Annotated in this window: 25 protein-coding genes; 8 read left to right on the top strand and 17 right to left on the bottom strand. The window is 55.4% G+C overall.

Annotated elements, in window-relative coordinates:
• Positions 1 to 8 precede the first annotated feature (8 nt).
• From DCS96_RS13105 to DCS96_RS13045, 13 genes are all read right to left on the bottom strand, one after another.
• Positions 9 to 536, bottom strand: coding sequence for a cytochrome c oxidase assembly protein (locus DCS96_RS13105; RefSeq protein ID WP_116474843.1), 528 nt, complete (start codon positions 534 to 536; stop codon positions 9 to 11).
• A complete protein-coding gene (gene ctaD, locus DCS96_RS13100) occupies positions 537 to 2,141 on the bottom strand; it encodes a cytochrome c oxidase subunit I (protein ID WP_116474842.1) in 1,605 nt (534 codons plus the stop codon).
• Between the two features lie 9 nt (positions 2,142 to 2,150).
• Positions 2,151 to 3,224, bottom strand: coding sequence for a cytochrome c oxidase subunit II (coxB, locus tag DCS96_RS13095; protein WP_232818278.1), 1,074 nt, complete (start codon positions 3,222 to 3,224; stop codon positions 2,151 to 2,153).
• Between the two features lie 690 nt (positions 3,225 to 3,914).
• Positions 3,915 to 4,544 (bottom strand): transcriptional repressor LexA, encoded by a 630-nt coding sequence (gene lexA, locus DCS96_RS13090; RefSeq protein WP_116474841.1) that lies wholly within the window; start codon positions 4,542 to 4,544, stop codon positions 3,915 to 3,917.
• 137 nt (positions 4,545 to 4,681) lie between these two features.
• Positions 4,682 to 5,545, bottom strand: coding sequence for a 4-hydroxybenzoate octaprenyltransferase (ubiA, locus tag DCS96_RS13085; protein WP_116474840.1), 864 nt, complete (start codon positions 5,543 to 5,545; stop codon positions 4,682 to 4,684).
• Positions 5,542 to 6,099 (bottom strand): chorismate--pyruvate lyase family protein, encoded by a 558-nt coding sequence (locus DCS96_RS13080; RefSeq protein WP_232818277.1) that lies wholly within the window; start codon positions 6,097 to 6,099, stop codon positions 5,542 to 5,544. Before DCS96_RS13080 ends, ubiA begins: the two co-directional genes overlap by 4 nt.
• Positions 6,100 to 6,175: 76 nt before the next feature.
• The gene (gene glpG, locus DCS96_RS13075) at positions 6,176 to 7,009 is read right to left on the bottom strand and encodes a rhomboid family intramembrane serine protease GlpG (RefSeq protein ID WP_116474839.1); all 834 of its coding nucleotides are present in this window, start codon (positions 7,007 to 7,009) and stop codon (positions 6,176 to 6,178) included.
• Positions 7,009 to 7,326, bottom strand: a complete 318-nt coding sequence (glpE, locus tag DCS96_RS13070) for a thiosulfate sulfurtransferase GlpE (protein ID WP_116474838.1) — start codon at positions 7,324 to 7,326, stop codon at positions 7,009 to 7,011. Before glpE ends, glpG begins: the two co-directional genes overlap by 1 nt.
• A 197-nt stretch (positions 7,327 to 7,523) precedes the next feature.
• Positions 7,524 to 8,228: an ABC transporter ATP-binding protein gene (locus DCS96_RS13065; protein ID WP_116474837.1), complete on the bottom strand. Its 705-nt coding sequence runs from the start codon at positions 8,226 to 8,228 to the stop codon at positions 7,524 to 7,526.
• Positions 8,229 to 8,230: 2 nt separating this feature from the next.
• Positions 8,231 to 8,995 carry a high-affinity branched-chain amino acid ABC transporter ATP-binding protein LivG gene (gene livG, locus DCS96_RS13060; RefSeq protein WP_116474836.1) on the bottom strand — a complete coding sequence of 255 codons (765 nt, stop codon included), beginning with the start codon at positions 8,993 to 8,995 and terminating at the stop codon, positions 8,231 to 8,233.
• Positions 8,992 to 10,233: a high-affinity branched-chain amino acid ABC transporter permease LivM gene (locus DCS96_RS13055; protein ID WP_116474835.1), complete on the bottom strand. Its 1,242-nt coding sequence runs from the start codon at positions 10,231 to 10,233 to the stop codon at positions 8,992 to 8,994. Before DCS96_RS13055 ends, livG begins: the two co-directional genes overlap by 4 nt.
• Entirely contained in the window at positions 10,230 to 11,153 is a 924-nt protein-coding gene (livH, locus tag DCS96_RS13050) for a high-affinity branched-chain amino acid ABC transporter permease LivH (RefSeq protein WP_116474834.1), read from the bottom strand. The genes DCS96_RS13055 and livH overlap by 4 nt, the downstream gene beginning before the upstream one ends.
• A gap of 99 nt (positions 11,154 to 11,252) precedes the next feature.
• Complete coding sequence (locus DCS96_RS13045; protein ID WP_116474833.1) at positions 11,253 to 12,368, bottom strand: branched-chain amino acid ABC transporter substrate-binding protein; 1,116 nt, start codon at positions 12,366 to 12,368, stop codon at positions 11,253 to 11,255.
• Between the two features lie 290 nt (positions 12,369 to 12,658).
• On the opposite strand from DCS96_RS13045, the gene DCS96_RS13040 reads away from it, so the two are divergent.
• The gene (locus DCS96_RS13040; RefSeq protein WP_116474832.1) at positions 12,659 to 13,672 is read left to right on the top strand and encodes a substrate-binding domain-containing protein; all 1,014 of its coding nucleotides are present in this window, start codon (positions 12,659 to 12,661) and stop codon (positions 13,670 to 13,672) included.
• A 59-nt stretch (positions 13,673 to 13,731) separates the two neighbouring features.
• Here DCS96_RS13040 and tdh read toward each other — a convergent pair whose 3' ends face one another.
• Positions 13,732 to 14,757: an L-threonine 3-dehydrogenase gene (gene tdh / locus DCS96_RS13035; RefSeq protein ID WP_116474831.1), complete on the bottom strand. Its 1,026-nt coding sequence runs from the start codon at positions 14,755 to 14,757 to the stop codon at positions 13,732 to 13,734.
• 12 nt (positions 14,758 to 14,769) lie between these two features.
• Positions 14,770 to 15,960, bottom strand: a complete 1,191-nt coding sequence (locus tag DCS96_RS13030; RefSeq protein ID WP_116474830.1) for a glycine C-acetyltransferase — start codon at positions 15,958 to 15,960, stop codon at positions 14,770 to 14,772.
• Between the two features lie 344 nt (positions 15,961 to 16,304).
• Between DCS96_RS13030 and rfaD the strand changes: the two genes are divergently transcribed.
• From rfaD to waaF, 6 genes are all read left to right on the top strand, one after another.
• Positions 16,305 to 17,258 (top strand): ADP-glyceromanno-heptose 6-epimerase, encoded by a 954-nt coding sequence (gene rfaD, locus DCS96_RS13025; RefSeq protein ID WP_116474829.1) that lies wholly within the window; start codon positions 16,305 to 16,307, stop codon positions 17,256 to 17,258.
• Positions 17,259 to 17,314: 56 nt separating this feature from the next.
• Positions 17,315 to 19,084 carry a polysaccharide deacetylase family protein gene (locus tag DCS96_RS13020; protein WP_116474828.1) on the top strand — a complete coding sequence of 590 codons (1,770 nt, stop codon included), beginning with the start codon at positions 17,315 to 17,317 and terminating at the stop codon, positions 19,082 to 19,084.
• A 28-nt stretch (positions 19,085 to 19,112) separates the two neighbouring features.
• Positions 19,113 to 19,724 carry an acyltransferase gene (locus tag DCS96_RS13015; protein WP_116474827.1) on the top strand — a complete coding sequence of 204 codons (612 nt, stop codon included), beginning with the start codon at positions 19,113 to 19,115 and terminating at the stop codon, positions 19,722 to 19,724.
• Positions 19,725 to 19,770: 46 nt separating this feature from the next.
• The gene (locus tag DCS96_RS13010; protein WP_116474826.1) at positions 19,771 to 20,805 is read left to right on the top strand and encodes a glycosyltransferase family 9 protein; all 1,035 of its coding nucleotides are present in this window, start codon (positions 19,771 to 19,773) and stop codon (positions 20,803 to 20,805) included.
• A 1-nt stretch (position 20,806) separates the two neighbouring features.
• Positions 20,807 to 21,808, top strand: coding sequence for a hypothetical protein (locus DCS96_RS13005; RefSeq protein WP_116474825.1), 1,002 nt, complete (start codon positions 20,807 to 20,809; stop codon positions 21,806 to 21,808).
• 66 nt (positions 21,809 to 21,874) lie between these two features.
• A complete protein-coding gene (gene waaF / locus DCS96_RS13000; RefSeq protein WP_116474824.1) occupies positions 21,875 to 22,909 on the top strand; it encodes a lipopolysaccharide heptosyltransferase II in 1,035 nt (344 codons plus the stop codon).
• Between the two features lie 140 nt (positions 22,910 to 23,049).
• Here the strand turns inward: waaF and DCS96_RS12995 are convergent, their stop codons facing one another.
• Positions 23,050 to 24,138 (bottom strand): glycosyltransferase family 9 protein, encoded by a 1,089-nt coding sequence (locus DCS96_RS12995; protein ID WP_116474823.1) that lies wholly within the window; start codon positions 24,136 to 24,138, stop codon positions 23,050 to 23,052.
• 72 nt (positions 24,139 to 24,210) lie between these two features.
• Between DCS96_RS12995 and waaA the strand changes: the two genes are divergently transcribed.
• A complete protein-coding gene (gene waaA / locus DCS96_RS12990; protein WP_116474822.1) occupies positions 24,211 to 25,476 on the top strand; it encodes a lipid IV(A) 3-deoxy-D-manno-octulosonic acid transferase in 1,266 nt (421 codons plus the stop codon).
• On the opposite strand, the gene DCS96_RS12985 is transcribed toward waaA, so the two are convergent.
• Positions 25,461 to 26,168, bottom strand: a complete 708-nt coding sequence (locus DCS96_RS12985) for a 3-deoxy-D-manno-octulosonic acid kinase (RefSeq protein ID WP_116474821.1) — start codon at positions 26,166 to 26,168, stop codon at positions 25,461 to 25,463. The two genes, waaA and DCS96_RS12985, sit on opposite strands and share 16 nt — an antisense overlap.
• Between the last annotated feature and the right edge of the window lie 68 nt (positions 26,169 to 26,236).

Here is a 26,236-nt window from a genome sequence, read left to right as displayed (position 1 = left end):
CCTCCTTGTCAGCCTCGCTTGGCAACCGACTCGCTGATGTCATACAGGGTGTAGGAAAGAGTGAAGAGTTCGATATCGTCCGGCAGCCCCTGATCGACATAGAAACGCATCGGCATCACGGCGGCGGACTGACCGGTGATGGGTTGCGCCTGAAAGCAGAAACATTCGGTTTTACGCAGGTAATTGGCGGCCACCCCAGGGGATACCGAGGGAATGGCACGCACCACCCGGTCTTCACTGGCATGGCTGGTCACCATAAAATCCACCTGCTGCATCTCGCCCGGGTGCACCTGCAGACGCCGCACCGACGGCTCGAACTCCCCATTCAACCCGGTCGCGGTATAGGTAACAAACTCCACGGTAATCAACCGGCTCTGGTCCTGGCTGACTGACTCTGCGACCGCCCGGTTTTCCGTCTTGCCGTTGAGCCCGGTAATATCACAAAACACGTCATAGAGCGGTACCAGCGCAAAACCGAAACCAAACATGGCCACCGCCACCATAGCCAACCGGGCCGCCTGCCTGCGATGAGCCATCTACTTGACCTCCGGCGGGGTAGTGAAGGTGTGGTAGGGTGCCGGTGAAGGCAGGGTCCATTCCAGGCCATGAGATCCCTCCCACACCTCCGCCGTGGCCGGTTCCCCCCCACGGATACACTTCACCACGACCACCACGAAAATCAGCTGGGACAGGCCGAAGGCAAAACCGCCTATGCTGACCAGTACATTGATATCGGCAAACTGCAGGGCATAGTCGGGAATACGCCTGGGCATGCCGGCCAACCCCAGAAAATGCATGGGGAAAAACAGCACGTTGACCGACACCAGCGAGCACCAGAAATGCCATTTAGCCAGGTGTTCATCGAACATGTAGCCGGTCCATTTGGGCAGCCAGTAGTACACCGCCGCCATCACCGAGAAGATCGCGCCTGTTACCAGCACATAGTGGAAATGAGCCACCACGAAGTAGGTGTCATGGTACTGGAAATCCGCCGGGGTCATGGCCAGCATCAGGCCACTGAAACCGCCGATGGTGAACAGTATGATAAAAGCCAGGGCGAACAGCATGGGCACTTCGAAGCTGAGCGAGCCGCGCCACATGGTCGCCACCCAGTTGAACACCTTGACCCCGGTCGGTACCGAAATCAGCATGGTGCAGTACATGAAAAACAGCTCGGCCGCCACCGGCATACCCACGGTAAACATATGGTGCGCCCACACCAGGAAACTCAGGCCAGCAATAGAGGCGGTGGCATACACCATGGAGGAATAGCCGAACAGCGGCTTACGGCAGAAGGTGGGGATGATGGCCGAGATGATGCCGAAGCTCGGCAAGATCATGATGTACACCTCCGGGTGGCCGAAGAACCAGAAAATATGCTGAAACATCACCGGGTCGCCGCCGCCGGCGGCGTCAAAGAAGCTGGTACCGAAGTACTTGTCGGTGAGCACCATGGTCGCTACTCCCGCCAGCACCGGCATCACCGCGATCAACAGGAAAGCAGTAATCAGCCAGGTCCAGCAGAACAACGGCAGTTTCATCCAGGTCATGCCCGGCGCCCTTAGGTTCCAGATGGTAACGATGACGTTCATGGCCCCCATGATCGAGCTGATCCCCATGATATGGATGGAGAACACGAACAGACCGGTGCTGTCGGGCGAATAATGAGTGGACAGGGGCGCATAGAAGGTCCAGCCGAAGTTGGGGCCTCCACCCGGCATAAACAGGGATGACAACATCAGCGCAAAGGCGAACGGCAGTATCCAGAAGCTCCAGTTGTTCATCCGCGGCAGCGCCATATCCGGTGCGCCTATCATCATGGGAATCATCCAGTTGGCAAGGCCAACAAAGGCCGGCATCACGGCTCCGAAAATCATCACCAGGCCATGCATGGTGGTCATCTGGTTAAAGAAGTTGGGCTCTACCAGCTGTAGACCGGGCTGAAACAACTCGGCCCGGATCACCATGGCCATGCTGCCGCCGACCAGGAACATGGTCAGGCTGAACAGCAGATACATGCTGCCGATGTCCTTGTGGTTGGTGGTAAACAGCCAACGGCCTATGCCCTTGGCCGGGCCATGATGGGCATGTTCGTCCTCCAGATGTCCATCGGCCGTTTGTGTCCTGCTTTGCTGTGTCATCCCTGCCCCCTATTGTCCCTGCCGTACCGCCGCTATATCCCCGGGCTGTACCAGATCACCGGTATCATTGCCCCAGGCGTTGCGTTCATAGGTGATCACCGCCGCCAGCTCTTTCAGCGCCAGCTGCTTATCAAAGTTCTGCATGGCGGTTCCCGCCTTGCCGTACAGCACTATGTCGATATGGGCTGCCCTGTCCTGCAGGATAAGCTCACTATCCTTCAGCGCCGGGAAGGCCCCCGGCAACCCTTCGCCACCGGCCTGGTGACAGGCGGCGCAGCTCCGCAGGTAGACCTGCTCGCCCAGGGTCATCAATTCCTCCCGGGTCATCTCCATTGCAGCCAGGGCCTGCTCCGCCGCCTTGGCTTCAGTCTGCCGGGCCTTGGCTTTCGCCAGCCAGTCAGCAAACTGTTCAGGCTCGCGTGCATCCACCACTATCGGCATAAACGCATGGTCTTTGCCGCACAGCTCGGCGCACTGACCCCGGTAAAAACCCGGGGTGTTGATCCGGGTCCAGGCCTCGTTGATAAAACCGGGAATGGCGTCTTTCTTGACCGCAAACGCCGGCACCCACCAGGAATGGATGACATCGTCGGATGTGATCAGGAAGCGGATCTTGCGATCTGTGGGCAGTACCAGCGGCTGGTCTACCTCCAACAGGTAATTACCGGCCTTGGGCAGGCTGCCGTTTATCTCCTGGGGCAAGGTAGCCAGCAGGCTGTAGAATTCGACCCCCTGATCGAAGTAACGGTAATGCCACTTCCACTGAGAGCCGGTAATCTGGACCGTCAGATCCGACTGGCTGGGATCCTCCATGGCGATCAGGGTGCGGGTGGCGGGCACCGCCATGGCGATCAGGATGAGAAACGGGATCAGGGTCCAGAGGATTTCGACCCGGGTACTTTCATGAAATTGCGCCGCCTTGGCCCCTTTGGACTTGCGATGATGCACGATGGCCCAGAACATGGCCCCGAATACCAGGATGCCGATCACCACACAGATCAGCAGTATGGTCATATGCAGGTCATAGACCTGCTGGCTGATATCGGTAACCCCCGGCGTCATATTAAAGCGAGAATTTGCCAAGGTCGGCAGACTCGTCGACAAGGACAAGAGCAATAAAAACAGCTTCACACGCACCCCCAAATTTTTATTCCTTTATTTTTGGCGCACTCAGAAGAGAGTCAGTGCTAACTGAACAACCGCATCCATGGTTCAGCTCATCATAAGTAAAGCATTGATTTAAAAAATGTAAAAAATGAAAGGTGAAAAAAGTGGGAGCCGTACGACAAAGCGGGAAAGAAGATCGGCAAAGCCCGACCAGGGGATAACATTCGGAGTCCGTTCATAGCTTCAGCGGCAACACAGCCGAGTTTACGACACGCCGTACTCCCATACAGGGGCTCGGGAAACATCATCCCTGGCAGCTGTCGATTGGGAGGCCACCCTGTTGTTGCTAATTGAATACCGGGTGGGCCGCAAACAGCACCAACAGGCGAGGACGGGGGATCAGGACGACAAAGCCGCGGCGTTGCCGACACGCATATGACAGGGCCGACAACAACGCCAGCAATGTCGGTATTCCCGCCGTCCATGGCGCTCAGATGTCATGTGCCAAGCGTCATATGGAGGTTGTCGAGCGAGTCGATGGTACTGGCACTTTGTCCGGGGTTGAGGGGAAAATAGGAGCCGATTCACGGGCGCTGCCTTGTCACGGGCAGAGAATCGGCCCCCCTTGCGGTGGCCGCACCTAGGAAGCGTCTGCCTTGGGATGGCTTAGAATCCGTCGCTGTTGCGGATCACGCCCACCGCCAGGCCTTCGATAATCAACTCCTGCTGGCGCAGATCCACTTCGATGGGCGAAAGCTCTTCGTTTTCAGGCAGCAGGCTGACCTGGTTACCCTTGCGCTGGAAGCGCTTGACGGTGACCTCATCATCGAGCCGGGCCACCACCACCTGGCCGTTGTGAATATCCTGGGTCTTGTGTACCGCCAGCAGGTCACCGTCCATGATGCCGATGTTTTTCATGCTCATACCGCGTACCCGCAACAAAAAATCGGCTTGGGGGCGGAACAGGGAGGGATCCAGCTGGTAATAGCTTTCGATATGCTGCTGGGCCAGGATCGGCTCACCGGCGGCAACCCGACCGATCAGGGGTAACCCGGTATCCGGTTCAGCCGCTTCCGGCTCTTCGTCCTGCAGCAGGCGGATACCACGGGAGGTGCCGGGCATCACGCTGATCACCCCTTTCTTGGCCAGGGCCTTCAGGTGTTCTTCGGCGGCATTGGCGGAACGAAATCCCAAGATATTGGCGATTTCGGCGCGAGTGGGCGGCATACCGGTTTGCTGCATATGCGCCTTGATAATATCCAAGACCTGGGTTTGACGAGGGGTAAGGGCTTTCATTTTTAGACCTGTTTTTTTATACAGCTAACTGTCAGTATATCCAGTAAATTCCCGAGGGCAAGGGCTAAATGCCCGGCGGGCATATTCCAGACGAAAGCGGTAAACCGGCCAACAGGCGGGCCGGTCAAGATGCGTGGTTACAGCAGGGCAAGGATCAGCCCGGCGAAGATCGCCAGGCCGACGTAATTATTGTTCAGGAAGGCCTGGAAACAAGCCATCCTTTCCCTTTCCCTGATCAGCCGTTGCTGATAGACAAACAATGCCGCCGCCGCCAGCAGCCCCCAATAGAAGGCGGCACTCAGGGCAAATACCTGGGCGGCCCACAACAGCAGCAGCAGGGTAGCAAACTGCAACAGGCCGATGATCAGCTTGTCGCGCCGGCCAAACAGAATGGCGGTGGATTTGACACCGATCTTGAGATCATCGTCCCTGTCTACCATGGCATACATGGTATCGTATGCCACTGTCCAGGTCAGATTGGCGGCAAACAGCAGCCATAACCCGGTCGGCAAGGCATTGCTCTGGGCGGCAAAGGCCATGGGGATCCCCCAGGAAAAGGCGATGCCCAGGAAGAGTTGCGGTAAATGGGTAACCCGCTTCATAAAGGGATAGAGCGCCGCCCAGCCCAGACCGGCAAAGGCCAGCTGGATAGTCAGGCTGTTGGTGGTCAGCACCAGCAGGAATGAAATCAGCACCAGCAGGGCAAACAGGCCGAGGGCCTGACGGGAGGTCAGCTCGCCCGACGCCAGGGGGCGGGCCTGGGTGCGCTTGACATGACCGTCGATCTTCCTGTCGGCAAAATCATTGATCACACACCCCGCCGAGCGCATGGAAAACACCCCCACCACAAAGACCAGTAACACCCAGGGATCCGGACGCCCCTGTCCGGCAATCCAGATGGCCCACAGGGTGGGCCAGAGCAGCAGCAGGGTGCCGATGGGTTTATCCAATCGTGCCAGCGCCATGTAGGCACGCCAGCGCGGGCGCGTCATTGTGGTCATGAATATTGCTCCTGATAAGCCCGTGCTCGGGGCAGAAAGAGTTCGGTTACCAGTACCTGTGCACCGCCGGCCCGCAGGGTAGAACGTCGACCCCAGAGGAGGAAGTCCGCAGCCAGGGGCAGACCGATGCGCCGGGCCAGTGCTGCCTGCTGCTCAGGACCCAGGCCGGCAAACTCGAACTGGCTGCGCGCCAGTCCGGGTTGCTCAAAAAGCAGCTCACCCAGCGCTTTTTGCCCCAGGCCGGCCAGGGCCGGGCAGGCGTCCAGGCTGGCACGCGAATACAGGGAGCTGGCATAGATCCAGGGGACATCATCACAATAGAGCAGCACTTCCCGGCAGAAGGCCCGTGTGCTCCCCAGCCGTTCGGCCAGGGCCGGCTCCAGCTCCATTTCATCGGCCTGCGCCCGTACCTCTACGCGAAAATCCCGGCAATGACGCCGCAGCCGCTCGGTCATCGAGCCTCTCTCATACAGCCAGTCGGTCAATAAAGGCGATAGCTCGGGCGGGACCGGGCCCGTCAACCAGTGCCATTCTTGATCGGCTCGTATAGTCACTCTTGAATTCCTGAAAACATAACAACAACGATTCGGCAAACAAAACAAATCCGGGGGCAGCGCTACCGACTCAGGGTCATACCGCTTTATTCCGGTCGAGCCAGGCCTGCAGCAGGCCTACCAGCAGGCCGCCCAAATGGGCCATATTGGCCATCGGAATACCCAGCAAATCGGCAAAGCCCAGTACCAGCCAGACCACCATGAACACCGCCATGCCATCGGGCAGACCTATTCCCCGTGCCGGTGTCAGTCGCCCACTGAGCCAGACATAGGCAACCAGTGCGTACACCACTCCGGACAAGCCGCCAAAGCGCGGTCCGCTCGCCACAAACTGCATAAAGTTCGATATTACCGCCGCCAGCACCAGCAACGACAACAATTTGCCATGGCCCAGTCGCCGTTCGATCATGCCGCCCAGATACCACCACCAGAAAAGATTGAACAGCAGGTGCAGCAGTGAAAAATGCATCAGTGCCGGGGTGAAGGCACGCCAGAACTCCCAGCCCAGCAGGCGGGTTGGATCGGCTGGAAAAGACAGCATCCGGAACAGCGGCAGGCCGAGCCAGCTCAGGGCATACACGGCGACACAGGCCAGCAACACCAGCATATTGACCAGGCCGGTCTGCCGTAACAGATCACCGGCCAGGCCAGACCGACTCGGATCCGGGCTGAAATGAACATGGGTATCCCCCTGGCGCCAGGCCGCATCCTGATAACGTGGATGTAGCGGCTCGGCCAGGAAGCGCTTCACTTCCAGCAATGCCTCCTGATAACGGGATTCATTGACCAGCCAGAGGGTGACATTATGATCGTCATCCAGGGTCAGCTCGCATTTCAGCCCGATATCGTTCAGATAATCCACAAAGGCCTGGGCCCGGCGGGGATCATCCAGTACCAGCAGTTGCCTCATTAGCCAGTAACAACGGCTTGGGTCCGCCGCCAGGCCTCGAAACCGCCGTCCAGGCTGTAGACTTCTTCATAGCCCTGATTGATCAGGAACTGAGCTGCCCCCTGACTGCTGATGCCATGGTAGCAAACCACGATCACCGGCACGTCAAACTCGACCTCATTGGTAAAGCTCACCAGGCTGTCGTTGGTCAGATGGAAGGCGCCTTGCGCATGAGCCAGGGCAAATGACTGGGGATCCCGGATATCGACCAGACGCGCCTGACCTTCGGCCAGCATGGCACTGGCCTCCTCCACCGAGATATGGGCAAACTGCTCCATGATGCACTCCTTGAAAACTTTGCAGCAGTGTACCCAATATCACGCCGTTTGACATCATTCACACGGATGAGCAGATCTCGGCCGGAGCCCTGCCTGGCATATACCGGGGCGCTCCCACTGTGCAGGAGCGCGCCCCGGGCCTGTTTGACCTGGGCGCTTGCCCCGCGGAAGGACGCAGGTAAGGCGCAACACGGACATCATCCGCCGAGGTAGGCCTCCCGCACCTGCTTGTTGACCAGCAGCGCGGCACCGGTATCGGCCAGCACGATGCGACCGTTTTCCAGCACATAACCCCGGTCAGCCAGCTTCAACGCCTGGTTGGCGTTTTGCTCCACCAGGAAGATGGTCATGCCCTGCTCCTGCCGCAGGCGGGCTATGGTCTCGAAGATCTGGGCGATGATAATGGGGGCCAGCCCCAGGGACGGCTCGTCCAGCAATAACATGCGTGGCTTGCTCATCAGCGCCCGGCCGATGGCCAACATCTGCTGTTCACCACCGGACATGGTGCCAGCGCGCTGTTTCATCCGCTCCTTCAGACGGGGAAAAAGGCGATACACCTCCGCCAGCAAGCCGGCATGCTCACTCTTATCGACAAAGAATGCGCCCATATGCAGGTTCTCTTCCACCGTCAGCCGGGCAAAGATACGCCGCCCTTCCGGCACGATGGCGATGTCCTTGCGCATGATAGTGGCGGTATCCAGGCTGTTCAGTTCCTTCTCTTCAAACAGTATTTTGCCCTGGGTCGGCTTGGGATCGCCACAAATCGACATCAGCAGGGTGGTTTTACCGGCGCCGTTGGCGCCAATCAGGGTGACGATTTCTCCCTTGCTGATCTCTACGCTGACATTTTCCAGCGCCTGAATCTTGCCGTAACTGGCAGAAATATTGTCTATTTTCAGCATGTTCAGGCTTCTCCCAGATAGGCCTTGATGACCTCGGCATTATTCTGCACCTGCGCCGGAGCTCCGTCTGCCAGAGGGCGGCCCTGGTTGACCACATAGATATGATCCGAGATACCCATCACCAGCTTCATATCATGCTCGATCAGCAGCACACTGACGCCTTCGTTGTCCCGCAGATCGCAGATCAGCGCATCCAGTTCATCAGTTTCATTTGGATTAAGGCCCGCAGCCGGCTCATCGAGCATCAACAGTTCGGGCCTTGAGGCCATGCAGCGGGCGATTTCCAGGCGTCGCTGCTGGCCATAGGCCAGGTTGCCGGCGGTTCGATTGGCAAACTCGGTCAAGCGGACCTTCTCCAGCCAGTAATGGGCCCGCTCCAGCCCTTCCTGCTCGGCCCGACGAAAGCCGGGGGTCTTCAACAGCCCGGCGATAAAGTTGGTGTTCAGCAGGCGATGCTGAGCCACCAGCAGGTTTTCCAGTACCGTCATTTCCTTGAACAGGCGTACATGCTGGAAGGTACGCACCATCCCCAGCCGGGCTATCTTGTGTCCGGGTAACCCCTGAATGGTCTGTCCCTTGAAGTTGACGGTGCCGCCGGAAGGCTTGTAGAAACCCGAAAGGCAGTTGAAGATGGTGGTTTTGCCGGCACCATTGGGGCCGATAACAGAAACGATCTGGCGTTCCTTCATGGTCAGCGCCACCTGATCCACGGCCACCAGCCCCCCAAAACGCATGGTCAGGCCGGACACGGCTAACAGGTCGGTCATGACTTCATCTCCATATGGGGTCTGTGCATGGGCAGCAGCCCTTGTGGCCGCCAGATCATCATCAACACCATCAGCAGCCCGAACAGCAGCATACGGTATTCATTAAACTCCCGGGTCAACTCCGGCAATATGGTCATCACGATCGCCGCCAGCACCACGCCGATCTGCGAGCCCATGCCCCCCAGCACCACGATCGCCAGGATAATCGCCGACTCGATAAACACGAAGGATTCGGGGCTGATAAAGCCCTGGCGGGCGGCGAAGAAGCTGCCCGCAAAACCGGCGAAGGCTGCGCCTATGGTAAAGGCGGTCAGCTTGATCAGGGTCGGGTTCAGTCCCAGGGAGCGGCAGGCGATCTCATCCTCGCGCAGCGCCTCCCAGGCCCGCCCCAGGGGCATACGCAGCAGGCGATTGATGATGAAGATGGTGAATACCACCAGCAGCAGCGCCAGCAGATAGAGGAAGATCACCTTGTATCCCGAGTTGTAACTGATATTGAAAAACTCGTGGAACAGGCTGTCTCCCTTGCGCTCGAATGCCAGCCCAAACAGGGTGGGCTTGGGAATGCCGGCGATGCCGTTGGGGCCACCGGTCAACTCGGTCATGTTGTTGAGCAGGATACGGATGATCTCACCGAACCCCAGGGTCACAATTGCCAGATAATCTCCACGCAGGCGCAGCACGGGAAAACCCAGCAAGAAACCGAACAGGGCCGCCAACCCCCCGGCAATCGGCAGACAGGTCCAGAAATCCAGCCCCAGGTAGGCATTGAGCAGGGCGTAGCTGTATGCACCTACCGCATAAAAGGCCACATAGCCGAGATCGAGCAGGCCGGCCAGCCCGACCACCACATTCAACCCCAGGCCCAGCATCACGTAGATTAAGGTCAGGGTGGCCAGATCCACGGCTCCTCGGGAGCCGATAAAGGGCCAGATAATCAGCCCGGCCAGCACGAACAGGGTCAGCCAGCGAAACAGCACGGGTTTTTCTTCCGGCGCAGGCAGGGCCAGGCCAGCTCCTTTTTCAGCCAGCAGCTTGAACGGCCGGGCTATCTGTTGATGAAACAGCTGGGCCAGAAATACCAGCCCGGCCCCCAGCGCCAGCCATTGCCAGGCCGTATCCAGGCGGTTGCTGACCACCAGTCTGGTACCGGCAGTTTCCAGGCGAAACCCCATCAGCCAGCCGGCCAGGATCAGGAACAGGCCGGCCGCGATCAGTGCGGATTTGAACTTGCTCATACCTTCTCCACCTCAGGTTTGCCCAGGATGCCGGTCGGCATAAATAGCAGCACCGATATCAACAAGCCAAAGGACACTACATCCTTGTACTCAGTGCTGAAATAGGCGCCGGTCATGGCTTCGGTCACCCCCAGCAGCAGCCCACCCAACACGGCGCCGGGAATGCTGCCGATGCCACCCAGTACAGCGGCGGTAAAGGCCTTGAGCCCTGCGATAAAGCCGATATAGGGATTGATTACCCCGTAATAGGAGCCCAGCAGCACACCGGCAATGGCCGCCAGCGCTGCCCCGATAACGAAGGTGAGGGCGATGATGCTGTTGCTGTTGATGCCGAGCAGGTTGGCCATTTTCAGGTCTTCGGCACAGGCTCGACAGGCCCGTCCCATGCGGGAACGGGAAATAAACAGGGATAACAGCGTCATACTGATAAAGGTCACCACGAAGATGATCAGCTGCATATAGGAAAGCGAAGCCTGGAAGTCCGCCTCGCCAAAGTTCCAACCACCGGATACCAGGGTCGGCATGGCCACATCCCGGGACCCCTGGGACAGCCGCATCATGTTCTGCAGGAAGATGGACATGCCGATGGCGGAGATCAGGGCAATCAGTCGCTTGCTGTTGCGCAGGGGCCGGTAGGCCAGCCGCTCGATCGAATAGCCATAGACACTGGTCAGTACCATGCTCACCAGGAAGGCGGAAGTCAGCAGCAGGAAGGTACTGTCGATACCCGCCATCATCAGGCCGGTCATCACCATAAAGGCGGCGTAGGCGCCGATCATGTAGACCTCGCCATGGGCAAAATTAATCATGCCGATAATGCCGTATACCATGGTGTAACCGATGGCGATCAGGGCGTAGGTACTGCCGATGGTCAGACCGTTAAGCAGCTGCTGGATAAAATAGAGAGTAGGCTCAGACATACAACTTGGTCCTTGTCGTAAGAGCAACATGACGGAACTGTCATATCAAAACGGGGCCTGGTGAAGGCCCCGTCGTAATTACGGGAAGAGGTGCCGCCGTTATTTCTGGGTTGATGAGCCGTCTTTATGCCACTCGAACACGCCGAACTCGAAGCCTTTGAGGTCGCCCTTGTCATCCCAGGCCAGGTCGCCCATCACGGTTGTCACCGGCTCGGACTTCAGGCTTTCGGCCACGGCCTCCGGGTCGGTGCCACTACGCTTGATACCCTCGGCAATGGCCTGCACAGCGGCATAGGTGGTCCACACAAAGGGACCACTCGGATCTTCGCCCTTGGCCTCGATCGCTTCCACCACCGGGGCGTTGGCCGGATCCAGGTCATATTTCTTGGGCAGGGTCACCAGCAGCCCTTCTGAGGCATCACCGGCAATGGAAGTAATGTCCTTGTGGCCGACCCCCTCTGGCCCCATGAAGCGGGCCTTAAAGCCTTTCTCGGCAGATTGCCGCAAGATAAGCCCCAGTTCAGGGTGATAGCCGCCATAATAGACAAAATCAACCTTATCCCGTTGCAGCTTGGCGATCAGAGCCGAGAAGTCCTTGTCCCCCGAGGTCACCCCTTCATAGGCCACCACATTGGCACCGGCCTTGGTCAGTTCATCACGCACGCTGGAGGCCAGGCCCTCACCATATTGTTTCTTGTCATGAATCACGGCAATACGCTCGGGCTTGAGCTGATCCAGTACATAACGGGCAGCGGTCGGTCCCTGATCGCTGTCCAGACCGATGGTACGCAGCACGAACTCCTGGCCACGTTCGGTAATGGCCGGGTTGGTTGACGCCGGAGTCACCATCAGTATGCCTTCGTCCTCGTATACATCCGAGGCGGGCAGGGTACTGTCGGAACACAGATGGCCAACCACAAACCGGATACCATCGTTGACGATGCGGTTGGCGACGGCCACCGCCTGCTTGGGATCACAGGCATCATCATATTCGACCGCTTCCAGGGTAGTGTCACCCAGTTCGCCCGACTTGTTGAGCAGCTCAACCGCCATCCGGCCACCGGTAAACTGCATGTCGCCATACTGGGCAACGGCTCCAGTCACCGGGCCGGCTACCGCAATTTTTACCGTTTCGGCGGCGGCGGAATAAGCTGCGCCATAACCCAGAGCCGCAAAGACGGCGACCGCTACTGTCTTTTTATTCCATATGACCATGTAGATTCCCTCTAGCTTATCCATATCGGTGCTACCGAAGCGCGTCCGGTATGCCCATTCTTCTAACCCTAGTCAGAATAGAGTACAAGCGAAAAATGCTTCAATTGAAGACCTTAACAAAATAAAAACAAAATTGCCGAGCGAGATCTCAGTTTCTCTCCGGTCACTGTTGTTAACCTACCGAACAGCACTATGTCACCGGTTTTTATTTATCGGAATGGACAGCAATACCAGCGGGCCTCTCTGGGCTCGGATTTGATATCATAGACCCTTTTAATGGATAGCTGAAAATGGCAACAATCAAGGATGTCGCGGCCCTGGCCGGGGTGTCCATTTCCACCGTTTCTCATGTTATGAACGGCACCCGCAAGGTCAGCGACAGCGCCCGGTTGCGGGTCGAGGAGGCAGTGAGCCGGCTTCACTATGCCCCCAACTCGGTCGCCCGCAGTCTAAAGGTGAACAATACCCGCACCATTGGCATGGTGGTGACCACCAGCGCCCATCCGTTCTTTGCCGAGGTGGTGCAGGCGGTTGAGGATCTGTGCTTCGAACTGGGTTACAGCCTGATCCTGTGCAATACCGAGAATCAGCCCGAGCGTCAGCTGATGCATGTACGTATGCTGATGGAGAAACGGGTCGATGGCCTGTTGATTATCTGTACCGACACCCCCCCTGCACTGCAGACCCTGCTGCAGAACCATAGCCAATTACCCCTGGTGATGCTGGACTGGAGCAGGGAAAGCAGCTTTGCCGATATTATTCACGACAATGCCCAGATTGGCGGTTACTTGGCGGGACAATATCTGGTGGCACAGGGGCATCGCCGGTTCGCCTGCATCACCGGCCACCTGACCAAAGGCACCAGCCAGCTACGCCTGGAGGGCTTTAAAAAAGCCCTGGCCGAGGCGAGCCTGGAGCTGCCGGCCTCGGCGATTGTGGAGGGAGACTTTGAAAGTGAAAGCGGCTACCAGGGTATGCAGCGGTTACTGCAGCAAAAATTCCCGGTGACCGCCGTTTTTGCATTCAGTGACACCATGGCCTTTGGCGCCATCTGCGCCATTACCCAGGCGGGATTCAGGGTTCCCCAGGATATCTCGGTACTGGGCTATGACGATGTCAACATGGCTCGCTTTACCAACCCGCCGCTGACCACCATCTCCCACCCCAAGCGAACCCTTGGCCGCTGGGCCCTGGAGCTGCTGCTCAAGCGGATAAAGGACAAGGATCACCGGCAGGCCCAGCTGGAACTGACTCCCCGCCTGGTGGTGCGCGATTCGGTGTGTCCACCCTCGGATGGGGAATAGGATATGGGGAAAGATGGGATTGCAGCACTTCTTCGCCCCAATCCCTAATCCCTCACTGTTTACGACCAGTCGAGGATCACCTTGCCTGACTGACCGGAGCGCATAATATCAAAGCCCTGCTGGAACTCGCTCACCGGGAAGTGATGGGTGATGATGGGGCTCAGATCCAGGCCCGACTGGATCAGGCTGGCCATCTTGTACCAGGTTTCAAACATCTCGCGGCCATAGATGCCCTTCAGCACCAGCCCCTTGAAGATCACCTGATTCCAGTCGATGGCCATATCCGATGGCGGAATGCCCAGCATGGCAATCTTGCCGCCGTGGTTCATCTTGGCCAACATGTCCCGAAACGCCACCGGGACACCGGACATTTCCAGTCCCACATCGAAGCCTTCGGTCATGCCCAGCTCGGCCATGACGTCATCCAGCTTTTCATTGGCGACATTGACCGCCCGGGTCACGCCCATCTTGCGCGCCAGCTCCAGCCGGAAGTCATTGACATCGGTGATCACCACATGACGGGCCCCCACATGACGCGCCACCGCAGCAGCCATGATACCGATGGGGCCGGCGCCGGTGATCAGCACATCTTCACCGACCAGATCGAAGGACAGGGCCGTGTGCACCGCGTTCCCGAACGGATCGAAAATGGCCGCCAGATCGTCGGTGACCTCCGCAGGCAGTTTGAAGGCGTTAAAGGCAGGGATCACCAGATATTCGGCAAAGGCCCCTTCCCGGTTGACACCCACGCCCACGGTATTGCGGCACAGATGGGTGCGCCCGGCGCGACAGTTGCGGCAATGGCCACAGGTAATATGGCCTTCACCGGATACCCGGTCGCCCACCTCGAAGCCACGCACTTCCTGGCCGATGGCCACTACTTCCCCCACGTATTCGTGGCCGACCACCATGGGGACCGGGATGGTCTTCTGGGACCACTCATCCCAGTTATAGATGTGAATGTCGGTGCCGCAGATGGCGGTCTTGCGTATCCTGATCAGCAGATCGTTGTGGCCCAGCTCGGGCTCGGCCACGTCGGTCATCCAGATGCCGGGTTCGGCTTTCAGTTTTGCCAGTGCTTTCATGGTCGGCTCCCCTTAAATCACGCCCAATTCACGGCCAACCTTGGTAAAGGCTGCGATTGCCTTGTCCAGCTGCTCGCGGCTGTGGGCCGCCGATATCTGGGTGCGGATCCGGGCCTGCCCCTTGGGCACCACCGGGAAAGAAAAACCAATCACGTAAATGCCTTCTGCCAGCAGCCGGTCGGCCATTTGCGCGGCCAGCGCCGCATCGCCCAGCATGACCGGAATAATGGCGTGATCCTTGCCTGCCAGGGTAAAGCCGGCGGCGGTCATCTGTTCACGGAAGTATTGGCTGTTGGCCGCAACCTTTTCCCGCAATGCGTCGCCTTCCTTCAGCATTTCCAGCACCTTGATGGACGCCGCCACGATCGCCGGGGCCACCGAGTTGGAAAACAGATAGGGACGGGAGCGCTGACGCAGCCAATCGATCACTTCTTTCTTGCCGGCGGTGTAGCCGCCCGAGGCCCCACCCATGGCCTTGCCCAAGGTGCCGGTTATGATGTCGACCCGGCCCATCACCTCGCAGTATTCATGGGTACCCCGGCCCTCGGCGCCGATAAAGCCCACCGCATGGGAGTCGTCCACCATCACCAGGGCATTGTATTTATCTGCCAGATCACAGATGCCCTGCAGGTTGGCAATCACCCCGTCCATCGAAAATACACCGTCGGTGGCGATCAGCTTGAAGCGGACCCCGTCCGCATCGGCCTGTTGTAGGCTGGCTTCCAACTCGGCCATATCATTGTTGGCATAGCGGTAGCGTTTGGCCTTGCACAGCCTCACCCCGTCTATGATGGAGGCGTGGTTGAGAGCATCGGAAATAATAGCGTCCTCAGGACCCAGTAATGTCTCGAACAGGCCGGCATTGGCATCAAAGCAGGAGGTATAGAGGATGGTGTCCTCCATGCCCAGGAAGGCGGACAACTCGGCTTCCAGACGCTTGTGCAGATCCTGGGTACCGCAGATAAAGCGCACAGATGCCATGCCGAAGCCATGGCTGTCCAGACCTTGCTGGGCCGCCTCGATAAGCAGGGGATGGTTAGCCAGCCCCAGGTAGTTATTGGCGCAAAAGTTCACCACTTCCCGGCCGCCGACCGAAATGGCGGCACTTTGTGGTGAGGTGATCACCCGCTCCTGCTTATAGAGCCCTTCCGCTTGGGTTTGATTCAATTGCTCGTTGAGATGAGCATAAAAGGCCGACGACATACTGAACTCCCGTTCTTAGATCAGGCAAAGTTGCTTAAACTTGGAGCATATTACTATTAACGACTAGTTTTAAAACAACATACTCTGCTAATTAAGGTTATTGTGAAATGGATCACTACCTTAGTTACACAATGCGTTGTAATGATCCGCCAACATTATCGGCTTCCACCCTTGCTGTGGCTGAAGGTAGAGTCTTCATAAGCGTAGCCCTAGTCCCCTTCGCAGGACACCGCCAGGTACCCCTGTTGCGTAAGGTTAGTTTTCCCCCCGGATTCCGTGATAAAATCCCCGACCAATCGACCCCCTACCGCCGGATATGCTCCGGCCAGCAAGAGGCAAAGATCATGATAATTGTGACTGGCGGTGCCGGCTTTATCGGCAGCAACCTGGTAAAAAACCTGAACGACCAGGGGCGCAAAGACGTCGTGGTGATCGACGACCTGACCGACGGCACCAAGTTTGTCAACCTGGTGGATCTAGACATCGCCGATTATCTGGATAAAGAGGAATTTATCGCCCGCATCGTCTCCGGTGACGAGTTTGACGACTGGGGCGGCATAGAGGTGATTTTCCATGAGGGCGCCTGCTCCGCCACCACCGAGTGGGACGGCAAGTTCATGATGGAAAACAACTATGAGTATTCCAAGGATCTGCTGCACTACTGTCTGGAGCGGGAGATCCCCTTTATCTATGCCTCTTCCGCCGCTACCTACGGCGGGCGCAACGATAACTTTATCGAAGAGCCCCAATACGAACAGCCGCTCAACGTCTACGGCTACTCCAAGCAGTTGTTCGACCAGTATGTGCGCCGGCTGTTGCCCGAAGCCAACTCGCAGGTAGTGGGACTAAAATACTTCAATGTCTACGGTCCGCGCGAACAGCACAAGGGCAGCATGGCCAGCGTGGCCTTTCACCTCAACACCCAGTTGCTGGAAGGCAAGAATCCCCGGCTGTTTGAAGGCTGCGACGGCTTCCCCGATGGCGGCCAGATGCGCGACTTCATCTATGTGGAAGATGTCTGCAAGGTGAACCTCTGGTTCTGGCAGAATCCGCAGGTATCCGGCATCTATAACTGTGGCACCGGCCGCGCCGAACCTTTCCAGCAGGTGGCCGACGCAGTAATCAAGCACCACGGCAAGGGCCAGGTAGAATATATTCCCTTCCCCGAGCACCTGAAGGGCCGTTACCAGAGCTATACCCAGGCGGATCTGACCAAGCTGCGCGCCGCCGGCTTCGATGGTCAATTCAAGACCGTTGCCGAAGGGGTCGCCGACTATATGGTCTGGCTGAACAGGTAAGCCTCCACCCATAGCACAGGCGGGCCCCCGGGTCCGCCTGTCAGCCGGAATTACGCATGAATATATTAATGGCGCTTTCCCAACTCGAGGTGACAGGGGCAGAAGTCTATGCCACCACAGTGGGTGATGAACTGGCCCGCCGGGGCCATCGGCTCTTCTACGTATCCGATACCCTGACCAAGCCGCATCAGGGGCGCTATTTCCGGCTGCGCTTCAACAAACGCAGCATACCCCGCCGCTTCTGGCATGTGGCCTACCTCATATACCTGATCAAGAAACACCGCATCCAGCTGGTGCACGCCCACAGCCGGGCATCGAGCTGGAGCTGCCACGTCGCCTGCAGGCTGACCGGCACCCCCATGATCACCAGCGTCCACGGACGCCAGCCGGTGCATGCTTCGCGCAAGAAATTCCATGCCCTGGGCGACAGGGCTCTGGCGGTGTGCGAAGCGGTACGCAACCAGCTGATCGACAGCCTGGGGGTATCGCCTGCGCTGATTGCCGTCGGACGCAACGGTATCAACACCGATCACTACCAACCCTCCCCCCCTGCCGATAATGACAAGCCGGTGATCAGCCTCATCGGTCGCCTGACCGGCCCCAAAGGCGAACTCTGCTACCGGTTGCTGGACGGATGCCTGGATCTGGAAAGCTACCGAGTGCAGATCGCCTCCGGCTCGGCAGTACCTGAGCGCTTCGAACGGTTCAAGGAACAGGTGACGTTTCTGGGCTATGTACAGGACGTGCCGGGGTTAATCGCCCGCTCGGATCTGGTGATTGGCGCCGGCCGGGTGGCCATGGAATCAATTCTGATGGGCCGCCCCACCTTCGCCATCGGCGAAGCCAATGCCGTCGGACTGGTCACGGCAGACAATATTACCGCCGCCATGGCAAGCAACTTCGGCGATATCGGGCCCAGGGATCTGGATATCGACTTTTCCGCCATTCCGGCACAAATCAGCGCGGCCTTGGCGGAAAGCACAACAGATAACCGTATTATCGAACGGGTCAAAGCGGCCTACGACCTGCGCCGGGTGGTGGACGAGCTGGAGCACCATTACCAGTCGGTATACGTGCACCGGTTGCGTCAGGAAGTGCCGATTATCATGTATCATCGTTTTATCAGGAATGACAGCGAAAAAGGCGTACATGGTACCTATATGCACGTCAACATGCTGGAAAAGCACTTCAAGCTGCTCAAGCGCCTGGGCTATGAAACGCTCACCTTCGCCGATCTGGCCGACCGGGGCATCGCCAGTCGGCTAAAGGCTGGCAAAAAATACATCATTATCACCGTCGATGACGGCTACCGGGATAATTACGAGCTGCTGCTGCCCCTGCTTGAGAAATACGGCTTCAAGGCGGTGATTTATGTGGTGACCGGCGAACAATTTAATCGCTGGGACGTTGAGCAACCCGATAATCCGGAAAAGCGGGTCGAACTGATGAACCCGGAACAAATCAAGGCGCTGGCCGACTCCGGCCTGGTGGAGATCGGGGGCCATACCCTTACTCATCCTCGTCTGGATCAACAGGATAAAGCTGCGCAACACCATGAAATAGCTGAAAACAAGGCGCAACTGGAAGAGCTTATCGGCAGGCCACTGACCTCGTTCGCCTATCCTTTCGGCATCCACAACGAAGACAGCAAACAGCTGGCCAAAGAACTGGGGTATCCCTTCGCCGTGGCCACCGACAGTGGCCCCCTGGCGATGCACGAAGATCCCTATCAGATCCGCCGCATCGCCATCTTCCCCCGTACCGATGTCTTCGGGTTATGGCGGAAGATAAAGGGAAACTATGTGTTCAGAAAGGCTAAAAAATGATTAATAACTACTGCTTTAGTAAATAAAAATGACAACAAAGTTGCCCTTGAGGCTGTTAAATATAATTAAAGGAAAAGGTGGAAAAATCATCACCAGCCCTAAATCTTACCTAATCTGGAATAAAATAAAGCTTAGGGGTGAAAATAATAAGTTGATTGTCCATGGCACAGGAAAGTTCCGTCGGTGTACTATCAGTATCCACGGTAATAACAACATTATTGAAATTGAAGAAGGTGCCAACATCAGCTACAGCAACCTGGAGGTGACTGGTAGTGACTGCCTGATTAAAATAGGAAAAAAAACAGATATTGGTGGCTCCTACCTTTCGGCAAAAGGAGATGGCACACAGCTTACCATAGGTGATAACTGTATGTTTTCTCGAAATATAAATGTGATGACCTATGATGGCCATCCAATTTTTGATGCTGAAACAAAGTCCCTTTTAAACTCCCCAGAAGACATTATTATTGGCAACAAAGTATGGATCGCAGCTAATGCCACCATCCTGAAGGGAGTCACAGTTCATGATGGTAGCATCGTAGCTTTTGGTTCAATTGTGACAAAACATGTTCCCCATAAAACTATCGTCGCGGGTTCGCCTGCCAAGGTAATCAAAGAAAATATCTCATGGGAACATTAGTTCAATCCCCAATGTTAAATAGTAACGTAACTGTGATGTGAAAATTATGAAAAAGTTACTAAGAAAAATAATACCTAAGTTTTTCGATTATCAAGTGCCTGGAAAAATCAATAATAATCAATCTGTCACAGCAGTGATCTATAGCATTGACAGAATTGGTGACGCCATTGCTTGCTCTATCGCAATAAATGCCATCAAGAATCATTATAGTAATGCTAAAATAATAGTTGTTTGCTCCAACTATAGCTATTCTATATTTCAATCTGACTCAGATCTTACATGCTATACGTTAAAAAATTCTAATGCGTTATTTTCCATTACAAAAACCGCGTTAAAAATAAAAAAAAAGCATGGTAAAATAGACCTGCTTTTCTCTCCAACTGCAGGAAACAAAATCCCCCCCAACATATTCATGGGCATACTAAGGGCAAAGTGTAATATTGTCGTTGAGAAAAAAAGATTTATGATGCATCAACCGGAACTTGGTGTCATTAACGATGGTTCCCTTTTTTACAGGTATAAGAAAGAGTTAGAAAAACATGGGTTGCCGGCAAAAGACAGACCAACTGTTATTACCAAAAGCGATGCCGTCGCCAAGAAAGATATGTTTATAAACCGCTTTGGTTTATCAAAATATATTGCTGTAAACCTAGATGCTTTTGATAAAAAAAGATGCTTTCCTGCTGGTATTGTCAAAGAGATAAAAAACAGGCTAGATTTGATGGATATTGATTTTGTCATAGTCTGTCCTGCTGATAAAAAAGAAGAGTATAAACGAGTTTATGGGAATACAAACCGCATATTTATTTATGAAGATATAAATACAATCCATGATAGTATTGCCATATTAAAAGACGCTAGCTTAGTTATTTCTCCAGACACTGCACTAGTGCACATTGCAAGTGCCTTTAACATACCAACAGTCGCCGTTTATCGTGATGAACACAATGCAAAATACTGGCCCCCTATGTCAGATAGAAAAGAAAGCATTATCATGCCTTGTGATCTAAACACTTGTAATGAAATAGAGTTAGCAGATAGAATTTCAAAAATAATAATGAATGATATAGTGGTCATGTGAAATGAATGCATTATTTTCAGTAGATGGCCTTGATGGCACAAAGGAAAGTTCTGAGCGTTATAGTTTACAACGTGCACTACAGAAAAAATTTGAAAACGTTTTCTATATTGACGGCTCCTATCCATTAAAAAACCAACGAGGCTTGTATTTTAGTATTATTAGAGAACTTAACCGGAACTCTAATTTAATAAACAATCATTACAACTCACTCCTGAGAAAGCACGAGGTAAAATTATTAACAAAAATACCTTCGAGCTCACTTGAGCTTTTCATCTCAATAAATCAATTTCATTCAAAGGAGTTCATCGCACTCCTGAAGGAAAAATACCCGAACATAAAAACTGTACTATTTATGTGGGACATGTATGAAACTACTAACATAAGAACAACCATATCGGAATACGACCATGTCTTCAGCTTTGACCCTGTTGATTGTGAAAAGCATGGTTTAATATTCAGACCCAGCTTCTATGTCGAGCAAGCCTCTAGTGAAGCAAAGGTGGGTAAAAACATTGATCTTTACTATCTGGGGCAGTTCAAAAATAAAGAAAGATATACCACCCTGGTATCACTATATGACCACTGTAGAAAATTAGGCATTAACTCTGACATCAGACTGTATGTAAATAAAAAGAAAATCGACAAGTCATTTTCCCATCCCATTATAACTAATAGAAAAATCAGCTATCAATACAATCTAAGTCTTTCAGAAAGAGCAAGAGTAATTCTGGAACTAAACTTAGAAAAACAAGCAGGGTTGACAATACGCAGCTTGGAGTGCCTCTTCGCAAAGTGCAAACTGATAACGAATAACAAACATATTAAAGAGTATGATTTCTACAATGAGCAAAACATTTTCGTTTTAAACACCGATCAAGATATCAAAAAAATACCTCTCGATTTTTTCACATCGCCTTACCAAGAGCCTAACCCTACTGTTTTGTCTAGATACAGTACAGATGGATTTATTGATGAAATACTCTTCAAAATAGGACTAAATTAAGGAAAGGCTGCATCCGAGTTTTGCGAGAGTGTATAATAAGGTCAACTAAATAAGGTAACATTCTCTATGGCAAACAAAATCCTGATTATAGGCCCCTCCTGGGTCGGCGATATGGTGATGTCCCAGAGCCTGTACATCACCCTGAAGCAGCAACATCCGCATGCTGAACTGCATGTGATGGCCCCGGCCTGGTGTTGCGCCCTGCTGGAGCGGATGCCGGAAGTAGACAAGGCCATTGTCATGCCGCTGGGTCATGGCGACTTTAAGCTGACCGAACGCTTCCGGCTGGGGCGAAAACTGGCCGCCGAGGGCTATGACTGGGCGATAGTGCAGCCCAACTCGATGAAATCGGCGCTGATCCCCTTGTTCGCCGGCATCAGGAAGCGAACAGGCTGGAAAGGTGAATCCCGCTACGGCCTGCTCACCGATCTGCGCAGCAACAAGGTCGACTTCCCGCTGATGGTCGAGCGCTACGCGGCTCTGGCCTATCCCAAGTCGGAGATGAAAGACCATCACTGTTTACCGGCGCTACCCTGGCCGGCGCTCGCCGTTGATCTTCAGAATCAACAGCAGGCGCTGCACAGCCTGCAGCTGAACACCGACAGGCCCATATTGGCTCTCTGCCCGGGGGCCGAGTTCGGTCCTTCTAAACGCTGGCCGGAGCAGCACTATGCCGAGGTTGCCAGGCAACAAATCAGCGAGGGACATCAGGTATGGATTTTCGGTTCGGCCAAGGATGTGCTCGTCGCCGAAGCGATCAAAGCTCATTTACCCGACGCCATGCGGGCGCACTGTCATCTGCTGGCCGGAAAGACTTCCCTGCATCAGGCCATCGACCTGATGGCCCTGGCCTCGGTCGTTGTCTCGAACGACTCTGGCCTGATGCATATCGCCGCCGCCCTGCAACGGCCACTGGTCGGTGTATATGGCTCGACATCCCCCCAATACACACCCCCGCTTGCGAAAAAGGTCGCTGTGGTCCATACCGACATCGAGTGTCGACCCTGCTTTAAACGGGAATGCCCGTTGGGCCACCTGAAATGTTTGAAAGAACTGCCGCCACAGACCATTATCAAGGCTATCGGCACGATATCGTCCTGAGTGTTCAACTCAGGAACACCATGCTGCCTTATTGCAGGCTCGGCAAAACGGATGAATTCAAATGGTGAGGCTTTTAATCATCAAGTTAACGGCTAAGATAGTTGCCAGCGGGTAAAGCTGGCGACTATTTTAATCATCATTTATGGCTTCAATAATCCAAGCTCATCGATTTGCTTGACAGTACTTTCCCAAACCAGCTTGGGGGTCAGCTTTCTAAAGACATCCTGCTCTTCCGGTGAGCCTCGCTGAACGCCCCTGCGCATGTTATCCCACTGTTCCACGGTAAGTCCCAGGGCGCCGGGAATATCTATTGTCCTGAATTTATGATGATCGTCAGGATTGGCTATCCGCTTGTCGCCGAACGGCGCGGTAATGGACAGGGTTGGCACCTCCAACGCCTGCGCTATATGCCTGGGCCCCGTATCATTGCCGATAAAATAGTGACTATGGACTATCAGCCCTGCCAGCTCCCTGATGGATCCTGTTGCTATGCTATCGAACACATACGCTTTTTTTGCGTCGGGCAATCGCTTTCTCAGCTGGCGATTATGCGTTTCCTCACCCGGGCCACAATAGACCAGGATTTGTGCCTGATAGTTATCAATCATCATCTCGGCCAGCTCTGCAAAATAGTCGACCGGCCAGCACTTGTAGGCCCCCTTGGAATTAACACCAAAGGTGATAAATGGCCGTTCGCCGTCGATACCCGCAGCCTTCAGTTTCTCTCGGCCCAGCTGCTTTTCATGCTCCGACAACCAAAGATAATAGTTCCTGTCTTCTTTCGGAAGCTGCAGGGGGGCCAACAGCGAAAACCTGTCATCCACCATATAGGCATTGCCTTGGTGATCGGTATCCTTGCCAAAATGCACGATCCGATTATGCCCCAGCCGCCAGGGCAAAGAGTCGAAACCGATACGTGTCCTAGCGCCACTAAACAGGCAGGTTAGCAGGCCGATAATCTGTCCCTGACTGTTGATCACCGCATCATAGGCCGTTTGGCGAATACCCTTCATCAGCTGCCAGAGATAACGCCAATCATCCTTCTTTTTTTTATCCAGGGTGATCAGATTATCTATGTACGGATTTCCCTCCGCCATGCCGGCACAATAATCCATCACCAGGTAATCGACCCGCGCCTGCGGATATGCCTGCTTCAGGTTGTTGCATAAGGCGGTAGACACCAGGACGTCACCGATTTCTTTGGTCTGTACCACCAGGAATTTTTTCATCGCGTTTGTTAACCTTGTGCATGACTTGTACTTTTTAGGATACTTGGGCCTTCGTCCCTGACCCGTGTCGTTATGATATATCGCCTAGTTTACAACCTGCTGATCCACCTGTTCAGCCCGCTGCTGCTGGCCCTGCTCTACTGGCCCAAACGGGGCAAACCCGGTTTCGGACAGCGCTGGGCAGAACACCTGGGGCTGGTGCCGGCCTCCGGCCAGCAGGCACCGCTCTGGCTCCATGCGGTGAGCGTGGGCGAAGTAGTGGCCGCTACCCCCCTGCTCAAGGCACTGAAGGCCGAATATCCGACCTTGCCGATAGTGGTGACCACCACGACCCGAACCGGCGCCGATCAGGCGGCCAAACTGGGCGATCTGGTCGAACACAGATATGCGCCGCTCGACTTTCCCTGGTCTGTGGCCCTGTTCCTGAGCCGCGTCCGCCCCTCTGCCCTGCTGGTCATGGAAACCGAACTCTGGCCCAACTGGCTGGCGGCCTGCGGCAGACGGGCGGTGCCGGTGCTCCTGCTCAATGCCCGCCTCTCTGCCCGCTCCTGTCAAAGATACCGGCGTTTCCAGGGGGTATTCAACCAGTTATCACCCCACTTGCAGCACATTGCCTGTCAACACCCGGACGATGCCCGTCGCTTCGCCACCCTGGGGATCTCCACAGACAAGCTGACGGTCACCGGTTCGGTCAAATTCGATATCGGTTATGACGAAAAAGTTCACCTGCAGGGCAAGGCCCTGCGTGAACACCTGGGTGCATCCCGGCCAGTGTGGATAGCTGCCTCCACCCACGAGGGTGAAGATGAACAACTGCTGGCCGCCCATCGACAACTTCTGCGCCAATATCCCGAATCGCTGCTGATCCTGGTTCCCCGTCACCCCCAGCGTTTCGATCAGGTTGCCGGACTGGTGCGGCAGCAGGGCTTTGCCCTCGCCCGGCGTACCGAACAGGTCGCCACCGCAGAGGCCCAGGTCTATCTGGGCGATACCATGGGTGAGCTGCCCCTGATGCTGGCAGCGGCCGATATCGCCTTTGTCGGCGGCAGCCTGATTGCTCGGGGCGGACACAACCTGCTGGAACCGGCCGCCCTGGCTAAGCCGGTACTCACCGGTTCCTCCACCTTCAACTTCAGCGATATCAGCCGCCAGCTGATCGAGGCCGGTGGAGCCCGTGTGGTTGCCGATGCCGATGCCCTGGCCCGGCAGCTGAGCCGGCTACTGGATGAGCCAGACCAGACTCGGCTCATGGGCCAGCAGGCCCTCGCCGTGGTCAAGGCCAACCAGGGCGCCCTGAACAGAACCCTGACGGTAATCAAGACTCAGCTGGCTTTGTAGCCATCCATCAGGATCTGCCAATCGGCCTCATCCCATTGGAAACCGGGATGCAGGCTGACTTCCTTGCGGAATGAGCGCAGCAGGCGCTCCATATTTTCCCGGGCCCAGCTACCGGGCTGTCGGAAGTGACACTTGTCGAAATCGATCAACCACCCCTTGCCCTGGTCATCGAGCAACACATTATGGCTGTTCAAGTCCGCATGGTAGAGACCGGCCAGGTGAAACTGGCGGATCATCTTGCCGATGTTCCGCCACTGCGTGGCCTTCAGTGGCTGCTCTTTCAAAATAGCCACAAGATCGCGAGCATTGCTTACACGCTCAAGGATGATGTCGGCACGATATACCAGATTGGAACGCATCATCCGTGCCGCGCAGGGCCTGGGCACCGGCAGCCCTCGGCGATACAGCTTGGCCAACACGGTGAACTCGGCCATGGCCCGGCTTTTGGACTCGGCCACATGCAGGAAAGTATCTTCCATTACCCGACCAATCAGGCCGCCACGATAGTAATGGCGCAGTACCTTGTGCCCGACCCCATCATCTACAAACCAGGTGGTATTGCGCCCCACCGCCTTGCCGCGAATGGCGTCGCGTTCCCGCCAATAATCAATTTCAAAATAATCCCGTTCGAAATCGTCGAAACATTCCGGGTCGTACCAGATAATCTCAGAACCGTGAACTAACCTTTCCATCGCCATCCCCCGTAAAAAAGCAAATTTTACATGGCTCGCCAGCCTTTGCATAATGCCGGACTCAGTAT

The organism is Zobellella maritima (genome assembly GCF_003075035.1).
In the GTDB taxonomy this organism is placed as follows: Bacteria; Pseudomonadota; Gammaproteobacteria; order Enterobacterales; family Aeromonadaceae; genus Oceanimonas; species Oceanimonas maritima.
The sequence above is the reverse complement of the archived record's forward strand: the minus strand, read 5'-3'. Positions and strand labels throughout refer to the sequence as shown.